At 64.9% G+C, this 23,404-nt stretch carries 21 protein-coding genes and 1 tRNA gene; 15 read left to right on the forward strand and 7 right to left on the reverse strand.

Going from position 1 to position 23,404, the window contains the following annotated elements; all coding sequences use genetic code 11:
* Window positions 1-59: 59 nt before the first annotated feature.
* Window positions 60-3,044 (reverse strand): Ig-like domain-containing protein, encoded by a 2,985-nt coding sequence (locus GAU_RS01335; RefSeq protein WP_169307556.1) that lies wholly within the window; start codon window positions 3,042-3,044, stop codon window positions 60-62.
* A gap of 177 nt (window positions 3,045-3,221) precedes the next feature.
* On the opposite strand from GAU_RS01335, the gene paaX reads away from it, so the two are divergent.
* The 10 genes from paaX to GAU_RS01385 all read left to right on the forward strand — a co-directional run bounded on the left by paaX (window position 3,222) and on the right by GAU_RS01385 (window position 12,095).
* Window positions 3,222-4,148, forward strand: coding sequence for a phenylacetic acid degradation operon negative regulatory protein PaaX (paaX, locus tag GAU_RS01340; protein WP_012681752.1), 927 nt, complete (start codon window positions 3,222-3,224; stop codon window positions 4,146-4,148).
* 567 nt (window positions 4,149-4,715) lie between these two features.
* Entirely contained in the window at window positions 4,716-5,741 is a 1,026-nt protein-coding gene (gene paaA, locus GAU_RS01345; protein WP_012681753.1) for a 1,2-phenylacetyl-CoA epoxidase subunit PaaA, read from the forward strand.
* A complete protein-coding gene (paaB, locus tag GAU_RS01350; protein ID WP_041265143.1) occupies window positions 5,738-6,022 on the forward strand; it encodes a 1,2-phenylacetyl-CoA epoxidase subunit PaaB in 285 nt (94 codons plus the stop codon). Before paaA ends, paaB begins: the two co-directional genes overlap by 4 nt.
* Window positions 6,019-6,771, forward strand: a complete 753-nt coding sequence (gene paaC / locus GAU_RS01355) for a 1,2-phenylacetyl-CoA epoxidase subunit PaaC (protein WP_012681755.1) — start codon at window positions 6,019-6,021, stop codon at window positions 6,769-6,771. The genes paaB and paaC overlap by 4 nt, the downstream gene beginning before the upstream one ends.
* Before the next feature lie 17 nt (window positions 6,772-6,788).
* On the forward strand, window positions 6,789-7,376 hold the full coding sequence (paaD, locus tag GAU_RS01360; RefSeq protein ID WP_012681756.1) for a 1,2-phenylacetyl-CoA epoxidase subunit PaaD: 588 nt from the start codon (window positions 6,789-6,791) through the stop codon (window positions 7,374-7,376).
* 29 nt (window positions 7,377-7,405) lie between these two features.
* Entirely contained in the window at window positions 7,406-8,485 is a 1,080-nt protein-coding gene (paaE, locus tag GAU_RS01365; RefSeq protein WP_012681757.1) for a 1,2-phenylacetyl-CoA epoxidase subunit PaaE, read from the forward strand.
* Between the two features lie 85 nt (window positions 8,486-8,570).
* Window positions 8,571-9,518: an ABC transporter ATP-binding protein gene (locus GAU_RS01370; RefSeq protein WP_012681758.1), complete on the forward strand. Its 948-nt coding sequence runs from the start codon at window positions 8,571-8,573 to the stop codon at window positions 9,516-9,518.
* A complete protein-coding gene (locus GAU_RS01375) occupies window positions 9,515-10,378 on the forward strand; it encodes an ABC transporter permease (RefSeq protein WP_012681759.1) in 864 nt (287 codons plus the stop codon). Before GAU_RS01370 ends, GAU_RS01375 begins: the two co-directional genes overlap by 4 nt.
* Entirely contained in the window at window positions 10,375-11,301 is a 927-nt protein-coding gene (locus GAU_RS01380; RefSeq protein ID WP_012681760.1) for an ABC transporter ATP-binding protein, read from the forward strand. Before GAU_RS01375 ends, GAU_RS01380 begins: the two co-directional genes overlap by 4 nt.
* Complete coding sequence (locus GAU_RS01385) at window positions 11,298-12,095, forward strand: ABC transporter permease (RefSeq protein WP_012681761.1); 798 nt, start codon at window positions 11,298-11,300, stop codon at window positions 12,093-12,095. Before GAU_RS01380 ends, GAU_RS01385 begins: the two co-directional genes overlap by 4 nt.
* A 208-nt stretch (window positions 12,096-12,303) precedes the next feature.
* Here the strand turns inward: GAU_RS01385 and GAU_RS01390 are convergent, their stop codons facing one another.
* Both GAU_RS01390 and GAU_RS01395 read right to left on the reverse strand, forming a co-directional pair.
* A complete protein-coding gene (locus GAU_RS01390; protein ID WP_012681762.1) occupies window positions 12,304-12,954 on the reverse strand; it encodes a nitroreductase family protein in 651 nt (216 codons plus the stop codon).
* A gap of 85 nt (window positions 12,955-13,039) precedes the next feature.
* On the reverse strand, window positions 13,040-13,408 hold the full coding sequence (locus GAU_RS01395) for a MarR family winged helix-turn-helix transcriptional regulator (protein WP_169307557.1): 369 nt from the start codon (window positions 13,406-13,408) through the stop codon (window positions 13,040-13,042).
* Between the two features lie 304 nt (window positions 13,409-13,712).
* On the opposite strand from GAU_RS01395, the gene GAU_RS01400 reads away from it, so the two are divergent.
* Window positions 13,713-13,783 (forward strand) — tRNA-Cys (locus tag GAU_RS01400).
* 95 nt (window positions 13,784-13,878) lie between these two features.
* Here GAU_RS01400 and GAU_RS20185 read toward each other — a convergent pair.
* Complete coding sequence (locus GAU_RS20185; RefSeq protein WP_052574179.1) at window positions 13,879-14,724, reverse strand: hypothetical protein; 846 nt, start codon at window positions 14,722-14,724, stop codon at window positions 13,879-13,881.
* Between the two features lie 261 nt (window positions 14,725-14,985).
* Between GAU_RS20185 and GAU_RS01410 the strand changes: the two genes are divergently transcribed.
* Both GAU_RS01410 and GAU_RS01415 read left to right on the forward strand, forming a co-directional pair.
* Window positions 14,986-16,368, forward strand: coding sequence for a cation:proton antiporter (locus tag GAU_RS01410; RefSeq protein WP_012681765.1), 1,383 nt, complete (start codon window positions 14,986-14,988; stop codon window positions 16,366-16,368).
* On the forward strand, window positions 16,368-17,690 hold the full coding sequence (locus tag GAU_RS01415) for a cation:proton antiporter (RefSeq protein ID WP_041265145.1): 1,323 nt from the start codon (window positions 16,368-16,370) through the stop codon (window positions 17,688-17,690). Before GAU_RS01410 ends, GAU_RS01415 begins: the two co-directional genes overlap by 1 nt.
* A gap of 55 nt (window positions 17,691-17,745) precedes the next feature.
* Here the strand turns inward: GAU_RS01415 and GAU_RS01420 are convergent, their stop codons facing one another.
* The 3 genes from GAU_RS01420 to nhaA are packed head-to-tail and all read right to left on the reverse strand — an operon-like array spanning window position 17,746 to window position 21,019.
* On the reverse strand, window positions 17,746-18,870 hold the full coding sequence (locus GAU_RS01420) for a glycosyltransferase family 2 protein (RefSeq protein ID WP_012681767.1): 1,125 nt from the start codon (window positions 18,868-18,870) through the stop codon (window positions 17,746-17,748).
* Window positions 18,867-19,829 (reverse strand): HAD hydrolase family protein, encoded by a 963-nt coding sequence (locus GAU_RS01425; RefSeq protein WP_012681768.1) that lies wholly within the window; start codon window positions 19,827-19,829, stop codon window positions 18,867-18,869. Before GAU_RS01425 ends, GAU_RS01420 begins: the two co-directional genes overlap by 4 nt.
* A gap of 17 nt (window positions 19,830-19,846) precedes the next feature.
* Window positions 19,847-21,019 (reverse strand): Na+/H+ antiporter NhaA, encoded by a 1,173-nt coding sequence (nhaA, locus tag GAU_RS01430; RefSeq protein WP_012681769.1) that lies wholly within the window; start codon window positions 21,017-21,019, stop codon window positions 19,847-19,849.
* 218 nt (window positions 21,020-21,237) lie between these two features.
* Here nhaA and GAU_RS20190 point away from each other — a divergent pair, with 218 nt between their 5' ends.
* Together GAU_RS20190 and GAU_RS01445 are read left to right on the forward strand one after the other, a co-directional pair.
* On the forward strand, window positions 21,238-22,785 hold the full coding sequence (locus GAU_RS20190; RefSeq protein ID WP_012681770.1) for a S41 family peptidase: 1,548 nt from the start codon (window positions 21,238-21,240) through the stop codon (window positions 22,783-22,785).
* The gene (locus tag GAU_RS01445; RefSeq protein ID WP_156798854.1) at window positions 22,782-23,378 is read left to right on the forward strand and encodes a hypothetical protein; all 597 of its coding nucleotides are present in this window, start codon (window positions 22,782-22,784) and stop codon (window positions 23,376-23,378) included. The genes GAU_RS20190 and GAU_RS01445 overlap by 4 nt, the downstream gene beginning before the upstream one ends.
* Window positions 23,379-23,404 lie beyond the last annotated feature (26 nt).

Raw genomic sequence — 23,404 nt, forward strand, 5'->3', positions numbered from 1 at the left:
TGGCATCGTCGGCGCAGGCGGGACCTGTCACGCGACACACCGCGTGCCGCGTCTTCTGCTCAGCGCCCGGCGCTTCGTGTGATCGAACCCACCGGCACGCCGTATACGACGAGTCCGTTCTGTCCCACCGCCATGGCCCGATTGCCCACATACGAGGCGTCGTTCACGAGCTCCGGCGTGGTGCCCACCGACACCCACTGGTTGTTCTGCAGCGTGTAGATGCCGCGCGTGCCAGTAAATGCGTAATACTCGCCTCCCGCGCGTCCCGTCATCGCCTGGATGACATACCCGAGCTGCGGCAGCGGCTGCCACCGTGTGCCGTTCCAGCGCAGAATACCGGACTCTCCATAGAGCAGCGCCTCTGTGGGCGACAACACTACGATGCGATCATATCGGCCGGTGGTGGCGGCTGTATCGACTGTGAAAGTCGAGCCATTCCAGCGCAGTACGCGGTTGGCGTTGGTGGAATTGGTGACGGCCATGACATTGTCTGCGGCGGTGCCGTGCAGGTCATTGAACGACCAGCCCGTGGCGATGGCCGGCACGTTCGCGTTCACCCAGGTGCCACCCACCATGCGCATGAGTCCCTGTCGTCCCGCGGAAGACGACGCAGCGCCGGCACCCCACAGACCGTCGCTCGATGCACCCCAGGTCCGTATGAGGTCGGCGGGCAGGGTGGTCCATTGCAGGGTGCCGCTGCTGTATCGCGCCGCCACGCTGGCCAGCGTGAAGTAAGCACCGCCGGCGGCATCGGCATTCACGGTGCCATTGGCAAAACCGATGGTCGAGGTACGACCGAGGAACAGGGGTGTCCATCGCTGACCATCGTAACGCAGTGCCGACTCGGCGCCGCGTGCGACGGTCCACGCCGCGCCGGTGGGCGAGAGCGACAGCACGGCATTGTTGGTGAGATACGCTGTGGCGGAGATTGTCGAACTGGTGATACGCCACAGCGCGCCGCCGGCGGTGCCGCTGTAGGTACGCACGGTGCGATCTTGCGCGCTGCGGCAGGCCTGCAGCCCGCCGGCGTTGCGTGATCCGTCCGGCATCGTGATGGCGGTGAGTGAGCCGCTGTAGCGGAGGATCTCTCCGAGACCTCCGCTCACCAGCACATCGCCGTTTGCGCACAGCACCGGCGTGGCGCTGTTGTTGGTGGTTTGTGTGGACGAGGTCGCGACGCGCTGCCACGCACCGCCGGCATTGCGCGCGACGTACCAGTTGAACCCGTTGTTTTCCGATCCCCCGACCAGCAGCTCATCCGTCGGAAGCATGATCAGTGCAACGGCGGCCGATGTACCACCGGCGAGTGAAGAGCGGGGCAGTGCCGACCAGGCGTTGGTGTTGAACTGGAGGACGTCTGCATTGGGCCACGATCCGCCAGGGGTCCAGAGCATGTAGAAGCGACGGCCGGTGGGCGCGATCACGAGATCGCGCGACGTGGAGGGAGCGCCGGGCATGCCGGCATCACTCAGCACGTCCCAGGTGGTGTCGCGTCGCTCGAGGATGAGGCCACCGTCACCACTCGCAAAGCCGGCCCCGTCGGCGCGCATGGTGATGAAACGCAGATGCCGTGTCGTGTTGGTGATTTCGCGCGCCCAACCACTGGCGGTGCGCCGCAGAATGCGGCCGCTGTCGCCTACCACCCAGGTTCCCGCGCTGGTGGAGGCAACGTCGCGCAACGTGGGCCCATCGGGCACGTCGACGGCGCGCCATACACCGGCCGCCGACTCCTCCCACGCGCGTCCGCGTCCCGCTGCGGTGCCTCCCACGCCAAGCACGGTGTTGTTGCCGACAACCGATTGCAGGCTGGTGAGTTGGTTGACGATGTCGCCTTCGCCAATGCGGGCGTCATACGTGGAAGTCCATCGAGTCGCAAACGCGGGGGCGCGCACGGTGATGGGTGTGGATGCTGACACCGTAGGAGTGCCGACGCTGCTCACGGCAATGGTGGTGCTGCCGGCGGCGATGGCAGTGACCCGTCCGGTGGCACTGACGGTGGCGACAGCCGGAGCGGCGCTCACATAGGTGAGGCGGGTGTCGGCACCGCTGTCGGCGTTCACGGTGACCACCAGTTGTGCCGCGTCGCCCACTTCGAGTGCAGCCACCTGCGCCACGGTGATACTGCGGACCGCAGGCGCGCGTACGACCAGTGTGGCCGTACCGCGCACCGTGGTGTCGGCGGTGGCGATGGCGGTGATGGTGGTCGTGCCGGAAGCGATCGTGGTCACACGGCCATCTATGGCAACTGTTACCACTGTGTTATTGCCAGAGCGCCACGTGACCGTGCGTGCCAAGCCGCTGTCGGCCGTGACGGTGGCCGCCAGCGTGCGCGACTGGCCCACCAGCAGCGTGTCGGCGGTGGGAGCGACGGTCACACTGCGCACGCGCGGTACGGCGCTCACGGTGATGGTGCTGGTGTCGAGCAGAGCGGCAGCGGTGCGATCGGTGGCGCGGCTGGTGGCGATCATGAGCGCGGTGCCGGGTGACACGGCGGTCACGGTGCCTGTGCTGTCGATGGTGGCCACGGCCGCGGTGTTGCTGCGCCAGCTCACCCGCGTGTCGATACCGGCATCACCTGCCACGGTGGCCGAGAGCGTCCGTGTCTGACCCACCTGCAACGACACGATGGACGGTTGCACATCGATGCTGCGGGCTACGGGTCGCACGGTCACTGTCAGTCGAGCTTCTGCGCGCAGGCTGCCGTTGGTTGCTTCGGCCACCACGATCGCCGTGCCGGGCGTTACTGCGGTGATGGTTGCCGTGGCGCCGGAGCCGCTGACGGTGGCCACGGCCGGTGTTTCACTACGCCAGCTCGTAGTGGCGGATGTCGGTGAAACCGTTGCCGATACCGTGGCGCTGGCGCCGGCTCCGGCCAGTTCGGTGGCAGACGTGGACAGCGTGATGGTCGGGGCAACCGGGGTTGGCGGGGGAGTGACACCGCCGCCACCACCACCATCATCTCCACCACCTCCGCCGCAGGCAGAGAGGATGACGGCGCCGAGAAGGGCAGCGACCACCGAAGGCAACCGCAGGAGTGCAGGCACGACAGGCTCCGTGAGAGAGGAAGACATCTGCTCACGCGCAATCGTGGCCGGGAATTGCTCACGGGCTGAGGTGGTCGGATTTGGGGAGTGCGGCGATGGTGGTGCGTGGCATAACGGCGGCGACCGAGTAAACTGCGCGAAGTGCATCGCGCAGAACCCACCTCACTCCCTGGCACTGTGGAAGGTTCGGCCACGAATTCGATGATCACGCGGTGGGCCCGTCAGTTCCTCCGCGACGAGCCTCCGCGTGCGACGTCGCTGGTGGTGACGGTGTTCGGCGATGCCATCGCGCCGCACGGCGGCTCGGCGTGGCTGCGCACGCTCATCGACTTGATGGACACGTTCGGCATCAACGAGCGGGCGGTGCGTACCAGTGTGTATCGCCTGGCAGAGGACGCGTGGCTGGAGGCGCAGCGGCAGGGTCGGCAGAGTCGCTACGCACTGACGGAATCCGGCGTGCGCCGCTTCATGTTGGCGTCGCGGCGCATCTATCACCCGGGCCTTCCCACCTGGGATGGGCAATGGATTCTGGTGCTGATTCCGCGCGGGGCGGAGGTGATGGCGTCGCGCACGGACCTCCGGCGTGAGCTGGCCTGGGAGGGATTTGCGACCGTCACGCCGGGATTGTTGGCCCATCCTCAGGGCGACACTACCCGGTTGCGTGAGCTGCTCGACGAACTGGGGGTGCGCGACGACGCCTTCGTGGTGCGGGCACAGGATCTGCCCGGCGTGGCGGCACGGGAGCTGTCGCAGTTGGCGAGCTATTGGCCGCTCGAGTCTGTGGCGACGCAGTACCGCGATTTTCTGGCACGCTTCGAGCCAATCGCGGAGGTGGCTGGGAAGGCCGATGCCTGTTCGCCGCGGCAGGCGTTTCTCATCCGGACACTGTTGGTGCACGCCTATCGCCGAGTGGTGTTGCACGATCCGCGTCTCCCGGCGGCGATGCTCCCCGCGGACTGGCCTGGCCGGACGGCGTACGCCCTGAGCCGGCGTCTCTATCTGGCGGTGACGCCAGGTGCTGAAGCCTATCTGATAGATGCGCTGGGCGAGGATGGCGGGTTGGTGAATGCGGAGTTCCGGGATCGTTTTACGCAAACGTGGTGATCTGAACAAATGATCTTTTTGTGATTCTATAGTGGTTTGTAAGTGTCGCGATGATCGTGAGGGAAACCGGATTGTCTGGTGCGCGGAACGGGGTTTGGGGTGTTGGTCGAGCTTTGGGTGGGCCGCCTGCGGCGGCGATACCTGCAGGATCAACGGCCGGATAGGCGAGCCGTGAGTTCGACAGGCGTTCGTGTGGGATCGGCCAAATGAGATTTTTTGAGTGAACTGCGGTTGGGTTGTGTGGTGGCCACGGGGAAGCGCGTCGTCGGCACCAGCCTCAACCCCAAAAGAAATGGCTGCTGAACCCGCGGAGGCGTTCGTCGCCGGATCGGCTCGCTAATCCGGCTGTTGATCCTGCAGGTATCGCCGCCGCAGGCGGCCCCTCCAGCCGGCCGCCCACTCCCAATCCAGTGCCAAGCACCCAACAGGCAACCTCGCCCCGCAGAAATCTCAATGTGATACGAAAAGTTGACGTCACAGCAAAAATGTGTATCATTAAGGACGGTTCGTATCCTGCCCGTCGTCCGCACGCGGTCGACGTTCCCACCACGCCCAGCTCCCGGTCGCATGTACGCACAGATGGTGAACACCGGCGTCTCACGCGTTGAATCGCGTGAGGAGATGTCTCCCGAGGCGCGACGCTTTCAGGAGCGCGTGGACGCGGATATCCGCATCGAGCCGCGTGAGTGGATGCCCGAGGCCTATCGCAAGACGCTGATCCGTCAGATCTCACAGCACGCGCATTCCGAGATTGTTGGTATGCTGCCCGAGGGCAACTGGATCACGCGCGCGCCGAATCTGGAGCGCAAGGCGATCCTGCTGGCCAAGGTGCAGGACGAAGCTGGACACGGTCTCTATCTCTACAGCGCTGCCGAAACACTGGGTGTGTCGCGTGAAGAGCTCACCCGCCAGCTCGTGACGGGCGAGGCGAAGTATTCGAGCATCTTCAACTATCCCACGCTCACGTGGGCGGATATCGGCGTGATCGGCTGGCTGGTGGACGGCGCCGCGATCATGAACCAGATCCCGCTGCAGCGTTGCTCGTACGGCCCGTATGCCCGCGCGATGATCCGCGTCTGCAAGGAAGAGAGCTTCCATCAGCGGCAGGGTTACGCCAGCCTGATGGTGTTGGCCAAGGGTTCGGCAGAGCAGAAGGAGATGTTGCAGGACGCGCTCAACCGCTGGTGGTGGCCGTCGCTGATGATGTTCGGCCCGCCGGACGCGGAGTCGGTGCACAGCGCACAGTCGGCGCGTTGGAAGATCAAGCTGTTCTCCAATGACGAACTGCGTCAGCGCTTTGTCGACCAGACCGTGCCGCAGGCCGAATATCTCGGTATCACGCTCCCCGATCCGGACCTCCGCTGGAACGAAGAGCGCGGGCACTACGACTACGGCAAGATCGACTGGGCCGAGTTCCAGGCGGTCGTGGCCGGCAATGGTCCGTGCAACCGGCAGCGCATGCAGTCCGTGAACTCGGCCTTCTACGACGGCGCCTGGGTGCGTGAGGCCGCTGCGGCACATGCCACCAAGACCGCCGAGCGGGAAACCCAAAGGGCCGCGCAATCCCACGCCGAACAGAAGCGGGCGTCCTGATGAAAGAGTGGCCGTTGTTCGAGATCTTCATCCGCAGCTCACACGGGCTCGCGCATCGTCATGTGGGCAGCCTGCACGCCGCGGATGAAAACATGGCGTTGCAGGCCGCACGCGACGTGTACACGCGCCGCGGGGAAGGCACGAGCATGTGGGTGGTGCGTTCGTCGCACATCGTTGCCAGCGCTCCCGAAGACAAGGAGCTGAACTTCGACGCGGCGGACACCAAGCCGTATCGGCACCCGACGTTCTTCGACGTGCCGGAAGAAGTGGGGCACATGTGAGCGTGGTGGTCGAGAGTCTCCTGCGGTTGGGCGACAACGGCTTGATCCTGTCGCATCGACTGTCGGAAGTCGTGGGCAAGCAGCCCATCCTCGAAGAAGAGCTGGCGTCGGCCAACGTGGCCCTCGACCTGCTCGGGCAGTCACGGTTGTGGCTCGCTCTCGCCGGTGAGATCGAAGGCGAAGGGCGTGACGCCGACGCGTTGGCGTTCTTCCGCGACGTACGTGCGTTCCGCAATGCGTTGCTGGTGGAACAGCCCAACGGCGATTTTGCGTTTCAGGTGGCACGGCAGTTTTTCTTTGACGCTTGGCATCATCTGGTGCTGCGTGGCCTGACGCGTGTGACCGACCATCGGGTGCGCGACATCGCCACCAAGGCGTCCAAGGAAGTGGCGTACCATGTGCGCCGCAGTGGCGACTGGGTGGTGCGTCTGGGTGATGGCACCGACGAAAGCCATCAGCGCATGCAGACGGCCGTGAACGAACTGTGGCCGTACGTCGACGAGCTGTTCATGGACGACGAAACGGATGTCGCCGCGCACGCCGCCGGTGTGGGTGTGCTGCACGCTCCGCTCAAGGCCGCATGGGACACGCTCGTGCAGGACACGCTGGCCGCCGCCACGCTCACCGTGCCGCCCGCATCCAAGTGGCCGCAGCGTGGTGGCAAGCAGGGACGGCATGGTGAACATCTCGGGTATGTGCTCGCGGATCTGCAGTATCTGCAGCGCGCGTACCCCGGGCAGTCCTGGTAAGAGGAGCACACCGGACCATGGTGTCCTTGCCGCCGCGCGATGGAGGCACATCCACTGGCATCACGTCTGATGTCACATCGGATGCCACGTCGTCCGCACGCCCGTCGATCGAACAGGTGTGGGCGTGGTTGGGGGAAGTGCCCGATCCGGAGATCCCGGTGATCTCCCTCGTGGATCTTGGCATCGTGCGGGGCGTGGAATGGACAGGTGATGGGGATGAGGCCACGCTGGTGGTACGCATCACGCCCACCTATTCGGGATGCCCGGCCACGCAGGTGATCGCCGGTGACGTGAAGGACGCGATGGCGGCGCATGGCATACCCCGCGTGGTCATCGAGACGAGCCTGTCGCCGGCATGGACCACGGACTGGTTGTCGGACGTGGGCCGAGAGCGCCTGCGGGACTACGGCATTGCGCCGCCAGGCGCGCGAGAAGACGTGCTGGTGTCGCTCACGCGGCGCGGGGCACCTGTGGCAACGATTGCGTGCCCGCGCTGCGGGTCGTCGCGCACCCGGCTGGTGAGTGAGTTCGGTTCCACGCCGTGCAAGGCGCATCATGCCTGCCTCGAGTGTCTGGAACCGTTCGACTACTTCAAGCCGATCTGATTTTTTCTTTGTCGAGAGCCATAGGCGAGATGCGGGATTTTCATCGACTGCAGGTCCGTGATGTTCAGCACGACACCCGCGAATCCGTGGTGGTGTCGCTGGACGTGCCGGAAGAGATGCGCGAAGCGTTCCAGTTCCAGCCCGGTCAATACCTCACGTTCCGTCAGACGCTCGACGGCGAAGAGTGCCGACGCTCGTACTCGATCTGCTCGGCGTTGCAGGACGGCGCCCTGCGCGTGTCGGTGAAGCGCGTGCCGCAGGGGTTGTTCTCCACCTGGGCCAATCAGACACTCGAAGCCGGTGTCGAACTCGACGTGATGCGCCCCACGGGTCGCTTCACGGTGGCCATCGACCCCACGGCGTCGCATCACTATCTGGGGATCGCGAGCGGCAGCGGTATCACGCCGGTGCTGAGCATTCTCAAGTCGGTGCTGCTGGGTGAGCCGAACAGCCACTTCACGCTGATCTACGGCAATCGGGCGACCGGCTCGATCATGTTCCGCGAAGAGCTGCACGATCTCAAGGACCGCTTCCCCGAGCGATTCAGCATCGTGCACCTGCTCACGCGCGAGACACAGGATATCGATCTGTTCAACGGCCGTATCGACGGCGAAAAGCTCGAGCAGCTCTTCGGGAGCTGGGTCAACATCAAGCGCATCGACGGGGCGTTTGTGTGTGGCCCCGAGTCGATGACCGTGAGCACGGTGGCGGCGCTCAAGAACGCCGGACTCACGTCGGAGCAGATCAAGTTCGAACTGTTCACCACCGACGACAGCACGCCACGCCGCGCACGGTCCGCGGAAGCGATTGCCGCCAATGCTGCTGACGCCCATTGCGAGACCACCATCACGCTCGATGGCCGTCAGCAGACGTTCGATATGCCGCGTGCCGGCGAAACGGTGCTCGAGGCCGGCCGTCGCGCCGGCGCCGATCTGCCATATTCGTGCAAGGCCGGTGTGTGCTCAACGTGCCGCGCCAAGGTCATCGAAGGTGAAGTGGAGATGGACCGCTGCTATGGCCTCGAAGACTATGAGGTGGCACGCGGGTACATCCTCACCTGCCAGAGCTATCCGCTCACCGATCGTCTGGTGGTCGATTTCGATCAATAGCTGATGCTGGCCGTTGTGCACCTGCCCGGTACATCCGGGTAGGTGCCCCTCGCCGGCCGGGGCTCGCGTGGCATACATTGCCCGGATGTCCTCGCCCCTGATCGACGCGCGCGCGCTCAGTCGCCGCTATGGCGCCGTGTTGGCGCTCGATCGATTCACCGTGTCCATCGCGCCGGGTATCACGGGGCTCGTGGGCGCCAATGGCGCCGGCAAGAGTACGTTCATTCGCATTCTGCTGGGCCTGGTGACGCCGAGTGCGGGTGAGGTGAGTGTGTTGGGGCACGACGTGCGATCGGCGCGCGCGAACATCCGCGCGCTCGTGGGCTACATGCCCGAGCACGATTGCCTGCCGCCTGACATGAGTGCGGCGGAGTTCACCACCTTCATGGGGCGTCTGAGCGGTCTGCCGGCCCATGCCGCGCGCGAGCGCAGCGCCGAGGTGCTGCGGCATGTGGGGTTGTTCGAGGAACGCTACCGCCCCATCGGCAGCTACTCCACCGGCATGGCGCAGCGCGTGAAGCTCGCGCAGGCGCTGGTGCACGATCCGCGTGTGCTCATTCTGGACGAACCCACCAATGGTCTCGATCCCGCCGGGCGCGAGGAGATGCTGGCGTTGATCCGCCGCACGGGCCGGGAGTTCGGCATATCGGTGTTGCTGTCGTCACACCTGCTGGGTGAACTCGAACGCATTTGCGATGGCATCGTGCAAATGGATGGCGGGCGTCTTGTGCGTGCCGAATCGATCGACGAACTGACCGGTGAAACGGGCGACCTGCTGGTGGATGTGGATGGTGATCTCGCGCGGTTTGCGGCAGCGCTGCGGACGCGCGTGCATACCGCGGCCGATGTGGTCGTGCAGCGGCATCAGGTGCAGGTTCGCCCGTTGGCCGGTGCCTCGTTCGATCACATTGCCGATGCCGTGCGTGACGCGGCGGTGGAGTCGGACGTAGGATTGCTGCGGATGGAGCGCGCCCGCGCACGACTCGACGACTTGTTTCGTGATGCCACGGACCAGCCGAGCGTCGCGTCGTGAGTACCTCCACCATTCACGACCTCGGCTATCGTCGGTACGACGGCACGCGTGAAGGATGGACAGGGGCCTGGTCGGCGCTGTTCTGGCAGGGATTCCGCGGCATGTTCGGCATTGGACGCTCGTTGCGGGCGAAAGGCATTCCGGTGTTTGTGATCGTGATGGCGTTGCTGCCCTGTCTGGCCACGGTGGCGGCTGCGGCGGTGTCGAATGGACAGGCCGCGATTCCGTACGGACTGCTGATCGGCTCGCAGTTGCTGCTGTTTGTGCTGTTCACGGCGGCGCAGGTACCGGAAGTGTTGTGCCGTGATCGACAGCATGGGGTGTTGCCGTTGTTGCTCACCCGGGCTCTCTCGCCACGTCAGTATGCGCTGGCGCGACTGGCGGCGGTGTGGATGGCCGTGTGGATCGTGGCAACCGCGCCATTGCTGGTGTTGTATGTGGGAGAGCTTTCGATTGCGGCCGATCCGGCGGCACGATTTGCCGAAATTGGCGGGCGTCTGTGGCCCGTGTTGCTCTGCGGCACCATGAGCGCGTGGGTGATCGGCTCGTTGGCAGCGATGATGGCGAGCCTCACGGCACGACGTGGATATGCGTCGATGCTGGTGGTGGGGTTCTTCCTCGCGGTGGCGGCTGTGGCGATGGGCGCTGAAGATCTTGCGGCGCTGCCGGATGTCGTGCGCGAATTCCTCGATCCGCTGCGCGCACTGCGTACGATGGCCATGCTGTTGTTTGGTGAAACGACGCGGGCCATGGAGCTCAATCCGCCGCCATCGGTGCCCGTGTTTGTGCTGGTGTTCATCGTGGTCGGTGCGTTGGCGTCGCTGGTGGCCATGCGTCGTCTCGAACGGGTGGATGCATGAGCGCCGCGAGCATCGCGCCACTGGTGTTCGAGGGTGTTTCACATTGGTACGGCGATGTAGTGGCCGTGAACGATGTGTCCGCCGTGGTGGAGCCGGGTATCACGGGACTGTTGGGCCCCAATGGTGCCGGCAAGAGCACACTGCTGCAGCTCGCCGCCGGTGTGCAGGCACCATCGTCGGGCCGGGTGAAGGTGTTTGGTGAGTCGCCGATGGGGCGCCCGTCGGTGTTTGCGCGCCTTGGCATTGTGCCGGAGCGCGAGGCACTCCCGCCGACGTTGAGTGCGCGGGCCTTCGTGGAGGCACGTGCCACGTTGTTGGGTATGCATGACGTGCGCGCTGCGGCTGCAACTGCACTGGCCACCGTGGAGCTCGATGAGGTGGCGGATCGGGCGGTGGAAGGGTTCAGCAAGGGCATGCGACAGCGGGTGAAGCTGGCGGCGGCCATGGTCCATGAACCCGATGTGTTGTTGCTCGACGAGCCATTCAATGGGCTCGATCCACGGCAGCGTGCTCACATGATGCAGTTGCTGGAGCACCGTGCGGCGGCTGGTACGACGATCCTGCTGTCCAGTCACATTCTCGAAGAGATCGAGGGGGTGGCGTCTCGCATGCTGGTGATGGTGGCCGGGCGATTGGCGGCGAGTGGAGATCACCGCACGTTGCGTCGTCTCATGACGGATCGGCCGCATACGGTGCGGATACGGGCCAGTGATCCCCGGATGCTCGCGTCGGTGCTGGTGACGTTGCCGGACGTGATCGGTGTGGAGATTCATGGTACGCAGGTTCTGGTGCGGACGGCGGATCATGCGGTGTTGGCACGACAGCTCGTGCGTGCCGCCCAGGTGTGCAATGTGACGTTGCATGCGGTGCAGCCGGCCGACGAGTCGCTCGAGCACGTCTTCGCCTATCTGGTGAACCGATGAACAACACGGCGCGTCGCGTATCGCTGGGGGCTCCGTCGTGGCTTGGCACGATGGGTGTGCTGTCTCGCCTGGCATGGGCGCGTACGATGTCGCCGGGTGTGATCATGGCGCTGGCGGCGGTGCTGGCGCTGCCGGTGATTTTTGCGCTCGCCTTGAGATCCACGGTGGGCGATATCGGGGTGGAAGACGCGACGCGCTTTTTGTTGCAGCGCTACGGGTCGCTGGTGAGTGGCTTTGCCACACCGATCATCGCCTTGTTGCTGGGCACGAGTGCCTTCAGCGCAGAATCCGAAGACGGCACGCTGCTCTATCTCGTGACGAGCACGACCCCACGCTGGTGGATTGTGACGGCGCGGGTGTTGTTCGCGAGTGTGGTCACGGCGTTGCTGTCGAGTGTGGCGGTCCTGGCCACTGGCTGGATCGTACTTGGCGCCGCCGATTCCGGTGGTGTGGTGCCGGCGTTCACGGCCGCGATATGTGTGGGCAGCACGGTGTACGCGGCGCTCTTCACACTGCTCGCGCTGCGCACGCGGCGTGCCCTGATGGTGGGCCTGCTGTACGTGATCGTCTGGGAAGGTGTGTTGTCCTCCACCTTTCAGGCGCTGCGCTATCTGTCGGTGCGGCAATGGATCGTGACGGTGGCGGGCTCGCTCACCGATGCCACGGTCGCCCCCGCCGATGGTGGTGTTCCCATCGGCTTCGTATTGCCCGCCGCGCTCACCGTGCTGGTGGCCACCGTGGTGGTTGGTGCGCGGCTGCTGGATCACCCGCGGTTGTCGCGTGTTGGAGGGTGATCGGCGGCGCTAACTGGGTACAGCGGGGGGAACACAGACAGCGCAGAAACGGAACAGAAAACACCGATACAACATCAAAGAAACACGGTACTACCGATCCGATCCTTTCTCAGTTGGTGTTTCTTTTTTCGTTTTGTTGTTGCAGTCTCTGTGCTGTCTGCTCCGCTTCTGCGCCGTCTGTGTTCCCCCCGCTGTACCAAAGCGACGATCACCGGAACGACGCGACGCGATCGACGGTGTGGCGATGAGACACGAAGCCATCTTCCGCGCCTCGGCCGAGTGCGATGAGCGCGGTGATGGTCGCATGCGCGGGCACACCAAGCTGCGCTTTCACGGCCTCGGGGTCGAAACCGAGCATGGGTGAGGTGTCGAGTCCTTCGCTGCGGGCGATGAGCAGCAGGTAGCCGAGGGCGATGTTGGCCTGGGCATTGGCCCACTGCCCGCGGGCTTCGAGTGTCATGCGGCCAAACCGGGTGCGCAGCCCTTCGATGGTGGCGTCGCGCTTTTCTGGCGGCAGGCCGGGATGCACGACCTCATGGAGTGAGGCCAAGGTGTCTTCCATGTCGGCGTACATGGCGATGACCACCGGAGCGGACGCCACCTGTTTCTGATTGAAGGCCGCAGCGCTCAGTTGGTTTTTCTGCTGCTGCTCGCGCACCACGACAAATCGCCACGGCTGCAGGTTGTGCGCCGACGGCGCCCGTCCAGTCAGTTCGAGCAGGCGGCGGACTTCGTCGTCGGTCACGGGGACATCGCGATATGCCCGGACCGAACGGCGAGAAACAGCGGCTTCGGCGGCAGAGAGGGCGGCCGGCGTCCGTGTGTCGACGAATGTGGTGGTGAGGTCTGCGGCGATCATCTCAGTGTTTTCCTGTTGGTGTGACGTTAGTCGTGAAAACAGATAAGTGAGCACAAGCAGACCGGCGATGCCGGTCCGTACAGGTTCAATCGATTGGGCAGTTCTGACGGATACGACGAAGGAGCACGGTGAGCTGCATGCGCTCCGATTCCGTCAGTCCGGCGAAGATCAGTTGTTCGGCCTCTGCGGCAGCGGGGGCCACCGTTTCCAGCAATTCGACCGCTTTGTCGGTGAGCGCCGTGTGCACAACTCGGCGATCATTCGTATCTCTCTGACGCGACACCAATCCGGCAGTATCGAGCCTGTCGAGCATTCTGGTGATATCCGGCCCCGGTGCAGCCAAATGTTTCCCGAGCTCGCTGCAGCCGCCGCCCCGCCCGACGCGCACCTGGATTACCTGCAGCAGCTCATACTGAGAGGCGGTAATGCCAAACGGCTCGAGCGCTCGCGCCATGGTGCGCTCCATCTGTGCCGTCGCGGCACGAAGCGCATGAACCGAAGCGGCAGCAGAGCTGCACGGTTCGGTCTCGGAGGCGGCTGGAAGCGGAAGTGTCTGAGTCATGGTTGTGAATCTATGTGGTGTAATATTTCCGTTGCAACAAATATTGTCAAGACAATACCCGTTCTCACGCACGGGCCGTCACACGCTGTGGGCCGGCACGATGGGAAAAATCCCGTCACGGCGCAGTTTCGCCAGCGGGAGGTGGTGGGTACATTGCCCACTCCGCACCGAGTGCAGAACATCGGTTGCGGACATCGGCGCCGTGGCCAAGTGGTAAGGCAGGAGACTGCAAATCTCCCACCGTCGGTTCGATTCCGACCGGCGCCTCTCCGAACCTGCAGGGTGGGTTCGAGGCTTGGAGTAAAGACAAAAGGCCGAGGCGATCTTCACGATCGCCCCGGCCTTTGTCGTTTGTGGATGGTCTACCAGTAGATGTTCAGGTCGTACAGCGACGCCCCGCCCCGGGGGTCGTTGATGCGGATGACGGCCGTGTAGTTGTTCCAGGCCGCTGGCTGCTGCACCACATCCACGCTGCCACGACCGACCTGGGTTTCGGTCCGCACGGTGACGCTACGCGACGGCAAGCCGTTGCCGCGCAGGTTGCTCGAGACCTCCCGCACCGGCTGGCCACTGCGGGCAATGGCCTCGACCCGACGACCCGAGATCCGGAGCTCGACGACATCGTCCACCTGGCCGCTCCAGCGCAGGAAGCCAGACTCGTTGTTTCCACGATTGTCGTAGCCCCCGTTTCGGTCACCGCCACGGTCATCGCGCCGACGATCGTCGTTTCGATCGTCCCGGCGGTCATCCCGTCGATCGTCGCGACGATCGTCCCGACGGTCCCATGGGTCGTTCCCGCGGTTGTCGTTGCGGTTGTCATAGCGGTCATCACCCTGCCAATAGACCGTCACCCGGTAGTTGTCGGCGCCACCCCGCGGGTCGCGCACCCGGATGGTCGTGGTGTAGCCGTTCCGGACCGAAGGCTGCTCCACGACATCGACGTCTCCGCGTCCATCATTGACGCGCAGATACACGTCGCCGCGGCCACGCGGGAGCGCCGTACTCACCCGGGCCCGATTGGCCATCCGGGCGTCGGTGCCGCTCACGCGGACGTCGTTGCCCCGCATGGTGAGGTACACCTCCCGATCGACGCGACCTGTCCAGGTGAACAGCGTACGATTGACGGTGGTCGCCTGCGCCGATCCAGCCACGGTGGTGGTGAGCAGTGCGGCGGTGAGTGAGCGATTGATCAGACGCAGCAGGGTCATGGTACGATCTCCGAAGTGGGTTGCCCCTCCAGTACGCATCGGTGATGCCAGAGCATGGCCCCTAGGTCGTAGACCGTGAGAGGTATGCACCACCCGGTCCTCGCCAACTGTGCAAGTCATTGTCAAATCAATGCTTCCCGACGCCTGTCGAAATCAGGGCCACGAACCTATCGTGGGATGAGGCGCTCTCTGAACGCCATAGGTAGCCGGGTGGCTGTCACCGATTTCGGACAGTGCCTGTGAACATCAGCGGACGGTGGCATGACGACACCTCTCATTTTGATTCTGGTGGCGGCGCTGGCCTTTTTGGCCACGCATGTCGCGTACGAGTGGTTGGCCAAGCGCCTGCTGATCGTGTCGGGTGCCGAGTATCTGGTACTGGGGGTGTTGCTCGGCCCGCAGGTGACCGGACTGCTCACCCCGTCTGCGATCGAGGCATTCCAGCCGATCGTGATTCTGGGCATTGGCTGGATGGGCATCACCAGTGCCATGCCGCTGCGTCTCCAGCGGCTCGTGCGGGTGCCTTCGATGCACTACCGATTGGCGGTGGTGGAGGCCCTGACCACACTCGGACTGGTGACACTGGGCGCGATGTCGGCGCTGCATGTGGCCTTCGAAGTGGACTACGCCACCGCGCTCGCGCCGGCGCTGTGTCTGGGCGCCATTGCCGTGGCTTCGACGCCGGCCGGCCTCGACGTCGCGTACGGTGGTCAGCGTCGACGGGCGCCGGTGCTGCAACAGATCGAAGTGGCCAACGGCATGGATGCGTTCGTGAGTGTGCTCGCCTTCGGCATCATGATCGCGGTGATGCATGTGTCGGCGCCGGTGACCATGCGCGCGTTGACCACCACCGAATGGGTGGTCATCACGTTGGGTATCGGCGTGGCAGGTGGCACACTGTTTCACCTGTTCCTGGGTGACGAACAAAGCCCCGATCGTCTGTTCATCTCGCTCGGCGGCGCCGTGATTCTGACCGCAGGAGCGGCCGCGTACCTCAACCTCTCGCCCTCGCTCGCGGCCTTTGTCATGGGCGTGATCCTCGTGAATTCGCTCCGGCAGCCGGGCGCCGTGGTCGATGTGCTGCGCAGCGGCGAGCGGCCTCTGTACTACGTGCTGTTGTTGCTTGCGGGGGCGTCATGGTCACCCACATCGAATGTGGTGTGGTGGTTGGTGATCATTCACTACGTGGTGTTGCGTACGATCGCGAAGCTCTGGGGCACCGGCATCGTCACCTGGATCAATCGGGCGACGTCGCAGGTGGGTCTCGACTGGGGGCGTGCCCTCATCGGGCAGGGACGGCTCACCATTGCATTGGCACTCGACTATTCGCGCCGCGGCTTGCCGTACGGCGACGTGATCTTCACCTGTGCGGCGGTGTCGGTGTTGTTCACGGAGTTTTTTGCGGCGCGGTTTGTACGCTCGGCGGCAGCCCCGTTGCTGGCGCCGCTCGAAACACTTTCTGCGACCACGGAAGCGGTGGTGGACACAGTCACGGAAACCGTCACGCAGGTCATTCCCGGATTTTTGCGTCCGCAGGGCGCCGCGGGTGATCACACCGGTACGAGTGCTCCGGGAAAGAGTGCCTCCGGAACGAAGGCACCAGCGCGCGATGATGCCGACACATCGCACCGCGGAGGTCACTGATGCGTCGTATCGTGATTCTGCTGATCCTCTACGCCGTGATGGGTGGGATCTTTGTGTTGGGTGGTGCGGACGCCGGAGCGCCGACCCTGATGTTGTTCGGCTTCCTGATTCTCGGAGCGTACAGCGTCGGTGAACTGGTCAAGCCGTTTGGCATCCCCAAGATCGTGGGGTATCTGCTGGCCGGTATTCTCTTCGGGCCGCCGGGATTGGGTTATGTATCGAAGCCGGTGCTGGCCGAACTCAATCCGGTCAGCAATCTCGCCATCGCATTGATTGCGTTCCTGGCGGGCGCCGAGCTGCAGATGGAAGAGATCAAGGCGCGCGGGGCCGCGATCCTGAAGATGGTATCCGTGGAGCTGGTGTTGTCGTTCGTGTCCGTCACGGCGGTGGTGCTGGTGTTGCGCGAGCAGTTGCCGTTCATGGCCACGGCGCCATTGCCGGAAGCGGCGGCGTTTTCGATGCTGTTTGCCGCCGTGGCGGTGGTGCACTCACCTGCCGTCACCATGGCGCTGCTCACGGAAACACGGGCCAGTGGGCCGGTGGCGCGCTACACGCTGGGTGTGGTGCTGGTGATGGACGTTGCGGTGGTGCTGATCTTCTCGCTGGTGCTGGCGGCGGCGCGTTCGATGGCACCACCGGCCGGTGACAGTGGCGGTGTGCAACTCGGCGCCGTGGTGTGGGAGATCGGCGGATCGGTCATCGTGGGCGCCGTGCTTGGTGTGGGCATCGCGGCGTATCTGCGATTCATCAGCCGGGAGCTGTTCATCTTCGGCTTGCTGGTGGCGCTGCTCGGTGCAGAAGTGGCGCGCATCCTGCACGTGGAAACGCTGCTGACGCTGCTCGTGGCAGGATTCGTGGCCGAGAATGCGGGAGGCGGTCGTGGTGCCGAATTGCGTCATGCGCTCGAGCGCGCAGCAGCGCCGGTCTTCGTGGTGTTCTTTGCACTGTCGGGTGCCAAGATCGATCCCCGCACGGTGTTGCCGTTGTGGATGATCGTGATTCCGGTGGTACTGGTGCGCATGGGCGGCATCTGGGCCGGTATGCAGCTCGGTGGCCGTTGGGCGCGGCTCGATCCGCTCATTCCGCAGCGCGCCTGGCTTGGACTGGTGTCGCAGGCCGGTGTGGCGATCGGCCTCGCCACGGTGGTGGCCGATGTGTATCCCACGCGCGGCGGGCAGCTCCGTGATCTGCTGCTGGCCACCATTGCCATCAATGAAACCATTGGCCCGATTCTCTTCCGGCTGGGCCTCAAGCGAGCCGGCGAGTTGGACGCCTCAGATCCTTCAGGCGTCCACGCTCTGCCGGAGCCCAAGCACGCATAGCACAAGGTATGCGCTATGCGGTTGCGCTATGCGGTTGCGCTATGCGTGTGGGTGTTCAGTGCGCGACGGTGCGGCGGCCAAGGACCGCGCGCCCGATGCGGCGCAACCAACCCGTTTGCACCAATGGTGCCGGCGGCGGGACTTCACCCAACACGCCGCGATACTTGCCGATCTCTTCGTCGGCGTAGGCCAACACACGCCCCACGTCGTCTGGGGACAGTGGCTCGAACGGCTTGAACTGGAACGGATGGCGCCGCGCCTCGTCGGCAAAGGCGTGAATGGCCGGGAACTCACGCGAGAGTTTGGGCATGAGTTCGAGCACACTGGCGAGCAGTTGTTTGGAGCTGGGTTGTTCGCCGAACGAATAGGCGAGGTACCGATCCTGTGCGAGCCGCCAGAAGGCGTCGGTGGCTTCGTTGATGCTCACCGCATCGTATTCGAGTGCGATGCACATGAGACCCCACAGCACATGTTTCTCCCGTCCCGACATGTTGCGGGTGGGCGATTCGGGTGCCTTGTGCCAATGGCGCAGAAAACCCCGATCGAGGATGTAGCCCGTGGGGAATCCATGACGCCACATCCGGAGGTTGAACTCTGTCCATTCACCCCAGAACTGCCGACGCGGATTGAAGCCGCCGATATCGGCAAACAGGCGACGATACCCGGCCACCAGCATGCCCTGGACCGGCATGTAGCGAATGCGATCCACATCGACATAGGGCGTGGATTCCCGCGGCTTGAACCGTACGTCGGTGTCTTCTTCGTAAGACGGCAGACCCACGATGCCCAACGGATGGGCGCGCAGCGTTTCTTCGATGCTGGAGAGCACATCGCCGTGCAGCGTGAGGTCGTCATCCACGAATGCGACCAGCGGTGTGCGGCACACGGCCAGTTGCACACGACGTCCACCACCGATGGTGGCATCCGTGGAATTCACGTACACGCGCACGGGCAACGTGGGAGCCAGCGCACGGATGCGTGCTTCGATCGCCAGCGGTTCTTCTTCCGAGGCGGCATTGTGCACGACAATCACTTCGAACGCCGGTGTTGCCGGCAGGGATGCCAGCGACTGCAGCAGACGTTCGAGGAATTCGATGCGTGACGGAATCGTGAGGATCGAGAAGGTCCAGCGTGGCACTTCCAGTTCCTTGCGCGATGAGGCGCGCGCGGACTGCGTCACGTGGCGACCAAGTGCAAGCGATTCAGCATGTCGATCCATCCTCCAGGGCCTTCGGGACTGAGTACTACGGCGCCAGGCAGTGACGCGAGCGACTCATGCGGGCCTCTGTGCGGGTTACGTATCACGAAGCGCAGGTCCGCTTCAGCGAGCAACGAGATGTCGTTCTCCTCGTTGCCAACAGCGACAATCAGGGGTGGTACACCATCCAGTCGGGCATTGTGCCGCAGCGCACGAAGCGCAGCACCTTTTCCGGAAGCGGCCGTGAGCGTGAGCCAGCGTCCACCGCGGCGCAGTTGCAGAGCCTGTCGCGCCGTGAAGTCATGTAGCGTGTTCAGCGCGTCCACGTCAAGGACTTCCGGATCGAGCAGAATGCTGTGATGACGCGCCGCGAGTGCACGACGCACGGATGCAGGTGTCCGGAATCCAAGCGATTTCCACTCGGCGGCGCCGAGGCGGCGCACATCCGCGTGCTGGAAAGCGCTGCAATCATTCATCATACGATCCAATGCCGCGCTATCGACTGCAAATGATTGCAGAGCAAGTGTGCGACGCCCTGCGTTCGTGATTGCAGTCCACGCAGGATCATCCGTGACGTCGATGTGATCGTGTTGTTCCACACCAAACGGCACCGCGCCACGTCGTCCCACATCGACACCAAGCAAGGCACCGTCTTCGGCGATACACGGTCCGTATAGTCCCAGCGCACGCTGTAGCACGGTGAGCTCACGCATCGTACGACTCGAGGCCAGCGCAACGAGTACCGGAGCGCCGCGTGCGGCGGCGAGTGCGGCGAGCAGTGCCCGCAGTGCGACGGGCGTGCAAGGCAGTTGTCCACGCTCGTCGATGAGCGTGCCATCGACATCGCTCACAATGAGCAGCGGGGCTCGCGATGTGTGCGGTGATGTGTGCGGTGATGCGGGTGATTGTGCGTGTGTGGACGGTGTGTGAGGTGGTGGCATGGTGGTCGGTGCTGGGGTCATGTGAACTCGGGTGTGGTCGGGCGTGCTGGGGGCCGCGCGCCCAGTATCAGTAGGGCGGCGCCGAGTGCGCCTGCGCACAGTGATCCGCTCAACACGCCGAGCTTGGCCGCATCGAGGTGTGCGCTGGTGCCGAAGGCCAGGGCGGCCACGAACAGGGACATCGTGAAGCCAATGCCGCCGAGCAGTGATACCCCGATGAGCCCCAACCAGGTCGCCCCTGTGGGTAGTGAGGCCCATCGCATGCGCACCGCGATCCATGCGGCGCCGGCGATGCCAATCGGCTTGCCGATGAGCAGTCCGGCAGCGGTTGCCACAGCCGCCGTGCTGGCCATGAGTGCCCCCAGATCGTGCGGCAGGGCCACACCGGCGTTGGCCAGCGCGAAGAGGGGCACCACGCCGTAACTCACCGGGAACTGCAGGGCGTGTTCGAGCGTCTGCTCCACGCTGCTGTTGCCCCGTGCGGGAATGGTGAAGGCCAGCAACACACCGGCGATACTGGCGTGCACACCCGACTTGTACACCGCGACCCACAGGAGCAGGCCCAATGCGATGTAGGGCCACGGGCTGCGTACACCGCGTTTGTTGCAGACGAGCAGAAGCCCCACGAGAGCCAGGACGGCCGCGAGGGCGCCTATCGCGATGTGCGAGGTGTAAAACAGGCCGATGACGAGCACCGCACCGATATCGTCGGCGATGGCGAGTGCGGCGAGAAAAATGCGCAGTCCGGCGGGCACACGATCGCCGAGCAGGGCCATGACACCGAGCGCAAACGCGATGTCGGTGGCCATGGGGATGCCCCATCCGCGCGCGGCGGGCGACCCGACAGCGATCGCGGTGTAGATCGCCGCCGGTACCAGCATGCCACCGATCGCGCCCACGATCGGCAGGGCGGCCTGTCGGACAGACGCCAGTGCACCGTCCTGCAACTCGTGTTTGATCTCGAGGCCGACCATGAGAAAAAACAGCGCCATCAACGCGTCGTTGATGACGTGATGCAGCGACATGCCCCCGATGGGCAGTTCCCAGAGCGCGTGATAGGAGTCACGCGCATCCGAGTTGGCCCAGATCATGGCCACGATGGTGGCGGCGAGCAGGAGCAGGCCGCTCAGGGACTGGCTGGGCTTGAGCGGTGCGGCCGAGATCAGCCCGTCGTGTGAGTCTGCGTTCATCGCTGTGGTCGTCGTCCGATCGGTGTTACACTCACGGCCACGGCCGCGAGGCCGTGGCGAGATTCCCTGCGGGGCGCCACTATGAAGCCCCACCATCGCAAGGTAACGTGAGGCTCGCAGGCCGTCCCGCACGGACCCCCGATTCCCGGATGTGGTACGATAGAGACAGCCATCGTGTTGTCCTGCTGTCGTTTCCGCCTGTATCGCCCCAGTCAGCAATGCCTCTTTCGCTCCGATCCCGTCGTCTCTGGATCATCCCGCTGATTGCGGGGGGATTGGCTGCGGCGTTTGTCGGTGGTGTGTGGTTCGAGCAGAAGCGGGCCGCGGCCCGGGATGAGTGGTCCGAAGCACGTCTGCTGTCGCAAGCCATCGACTCGGTGCGCGTGAATGCCCTCGATTCCCTGCCCAGTGATGAACTGATCCGGCGCGCGGTGGCGGGCATGCTGCGGGAGTTGCACGACCCGTACGCCGCGCTGCTGCGGGGGGACGGTGTGCAGCGGTATCGGGGCACCTTGCAGGGCGAGGTGCGTGGACTGGGTCTGTCGCTGCGTGGGCAGAAGGACGGTGCCAGCGTGGTGCGCGTGGCGCGTGGATCGCCGGCTCACGCCGCCGGGCTCCGTGCCGGCGATCGCATCCTGATGGTGGACAGCGTGCCGGTGCGTGATGGGTGGGGCAAGCAGCGCGACAGCACGGAAGATGCGCCGTCCAGTCATGTGTTGACGGTGTGGCGTGCACCGATGGGAGACACCTCCACCGTCACCGTGCAGCGCACCACGTGGCATATGTCGGCGGTGGCCGAACAGGGCTTGCTGGCGGATTCGGTGGGATATGTGCGGGTGTCCACGATGACCGCGCGATCGGCCGCAGAGCTCGAGGACGCGGTGGAATCGCTGGTGTCACGCGGCGCGAAGTCCCTGGTGCTGGACCTGCGGGGCAATGGTGGCGGCTTGTTCGAAGAAGGGGTGAAGGCGGCGGGACTGTTTCTGCCACGCGGGGCGGTGGTGTCATCGTTGGCCGGTCGTGGTGGCACGGAGCCGCAGCCCCATCGGGCCCCCACGTCGCGCTGGCCCACGATGCCGCTCACCGTGTTGGTGGATGCGGGGACGGCGAGCGCGGCCGAAGTCACGGCGGCAGCGCTGCGTGACTACGGTCGGGCGCTGCTGATCGGTGCGCCCACCTACGGGAAGGGCGTCGTGCAGCGCGTGGTCACGCTGTCGAAAGAGCTGTCGCTGCGACTCACCACCGCACGCTGGCTCACGCCCAACGGAGAAGCGCTGGTGCGGCGGGAAGGCACCGGTGCGGCCGCGCGCGGTGGCATCGAGCCCGATGTGCTGCTCGATGACGCGGTGCGTCGTGACTGGTCGGCGGCGCCTCCCGGGTGGACGGCGGCATCGTCGGCGCTCGTGAACCGCCTCGCCGATTCGTTGGCCATGCACGCCTTGCGCGAATCGTGGGCGATTTCGCCGCTGGCGGTGCTCGAGGCGCGCATGCGGGTCTCGCTGGCGCAGATGGTGCCGCGCGAAGTCTCCGATCCGATCGCCCGCACGGAATGGGTGACGGTGGGGACACGCATGGCGGTGCTGCGCGTGTTCGAAGTGGAGCAGGCCGACGAACAGATGCTGCGCTATGCAGTGCGGAGTGATGCGGCGCTGCGTGCCGGACTCGATGTGCTGACACCGGGCGTGGAAGTCTCGCACGTGGTGCCGGCCCTGTTGCCGGTCACACTGCCGTCGGTGCTGGGACGGCGTGTCATCGAGGTCCCGTGAGACGTCGCCGATGCCCCGTGGTGACACGGGCGCTCCCGTTGCTGCTGCTCGGCGTGGTGCGCCCGATCAGCGCGCAGACGGTGCGTACGACCCCTGCCGCGAGTTCCACGGCAACTCCGGTTGCCGTTCCCGCCGTGCAGCGAACCAGGCCGGTCGTGGCGACCGTGGACCCGCTGGATGCGTGGGTGGTGACGCGCTTCCGAGGGGCGCACTTGTTGGTGGACAGTGCGGTCACGTTGACGTCGCTGGCTTCTCTGGCGTCCAATGGTCCGCTGCCACGCGTGGAGAGTGCACGGGCCGGTCGTGACAGCGATACGCTGCTGGCCGTGCACTTCAGCGCACGACGGGATGCGCCGATGATGCAGATCCTGTCGCGGGCGCGCCTGGTGGGTGCCAACGGCACCATCGTGCCGGTCACCGTGCGGGTGCTGCAGCGCCGTCTCTTCCGTGCGCCCCGCGTACCGGCCGCCAAAGTGGATGTGGAGAGCCAATGGCGATACGGATGGGCCTATCTTGTGGTCCTGCCCCACGACAACGATCGACCGGCTGGGCGCTATCGCAGTTGGCTGCTGCTGCCCACCACATCACCCTGAATCCGCGTTCGCCGAGTCCTTCGGTC

The organism is Gemmatimonas aurantiaca T-27, assembly GCF_000010305.1.
Lineage (GTDB): Bacteria > Gemmatimonadota > Gemmatimonadetes > Gemmatimonadales > Gemmatimonadaceae > Gemmatimonas > Gemmatimonas aurantiaca.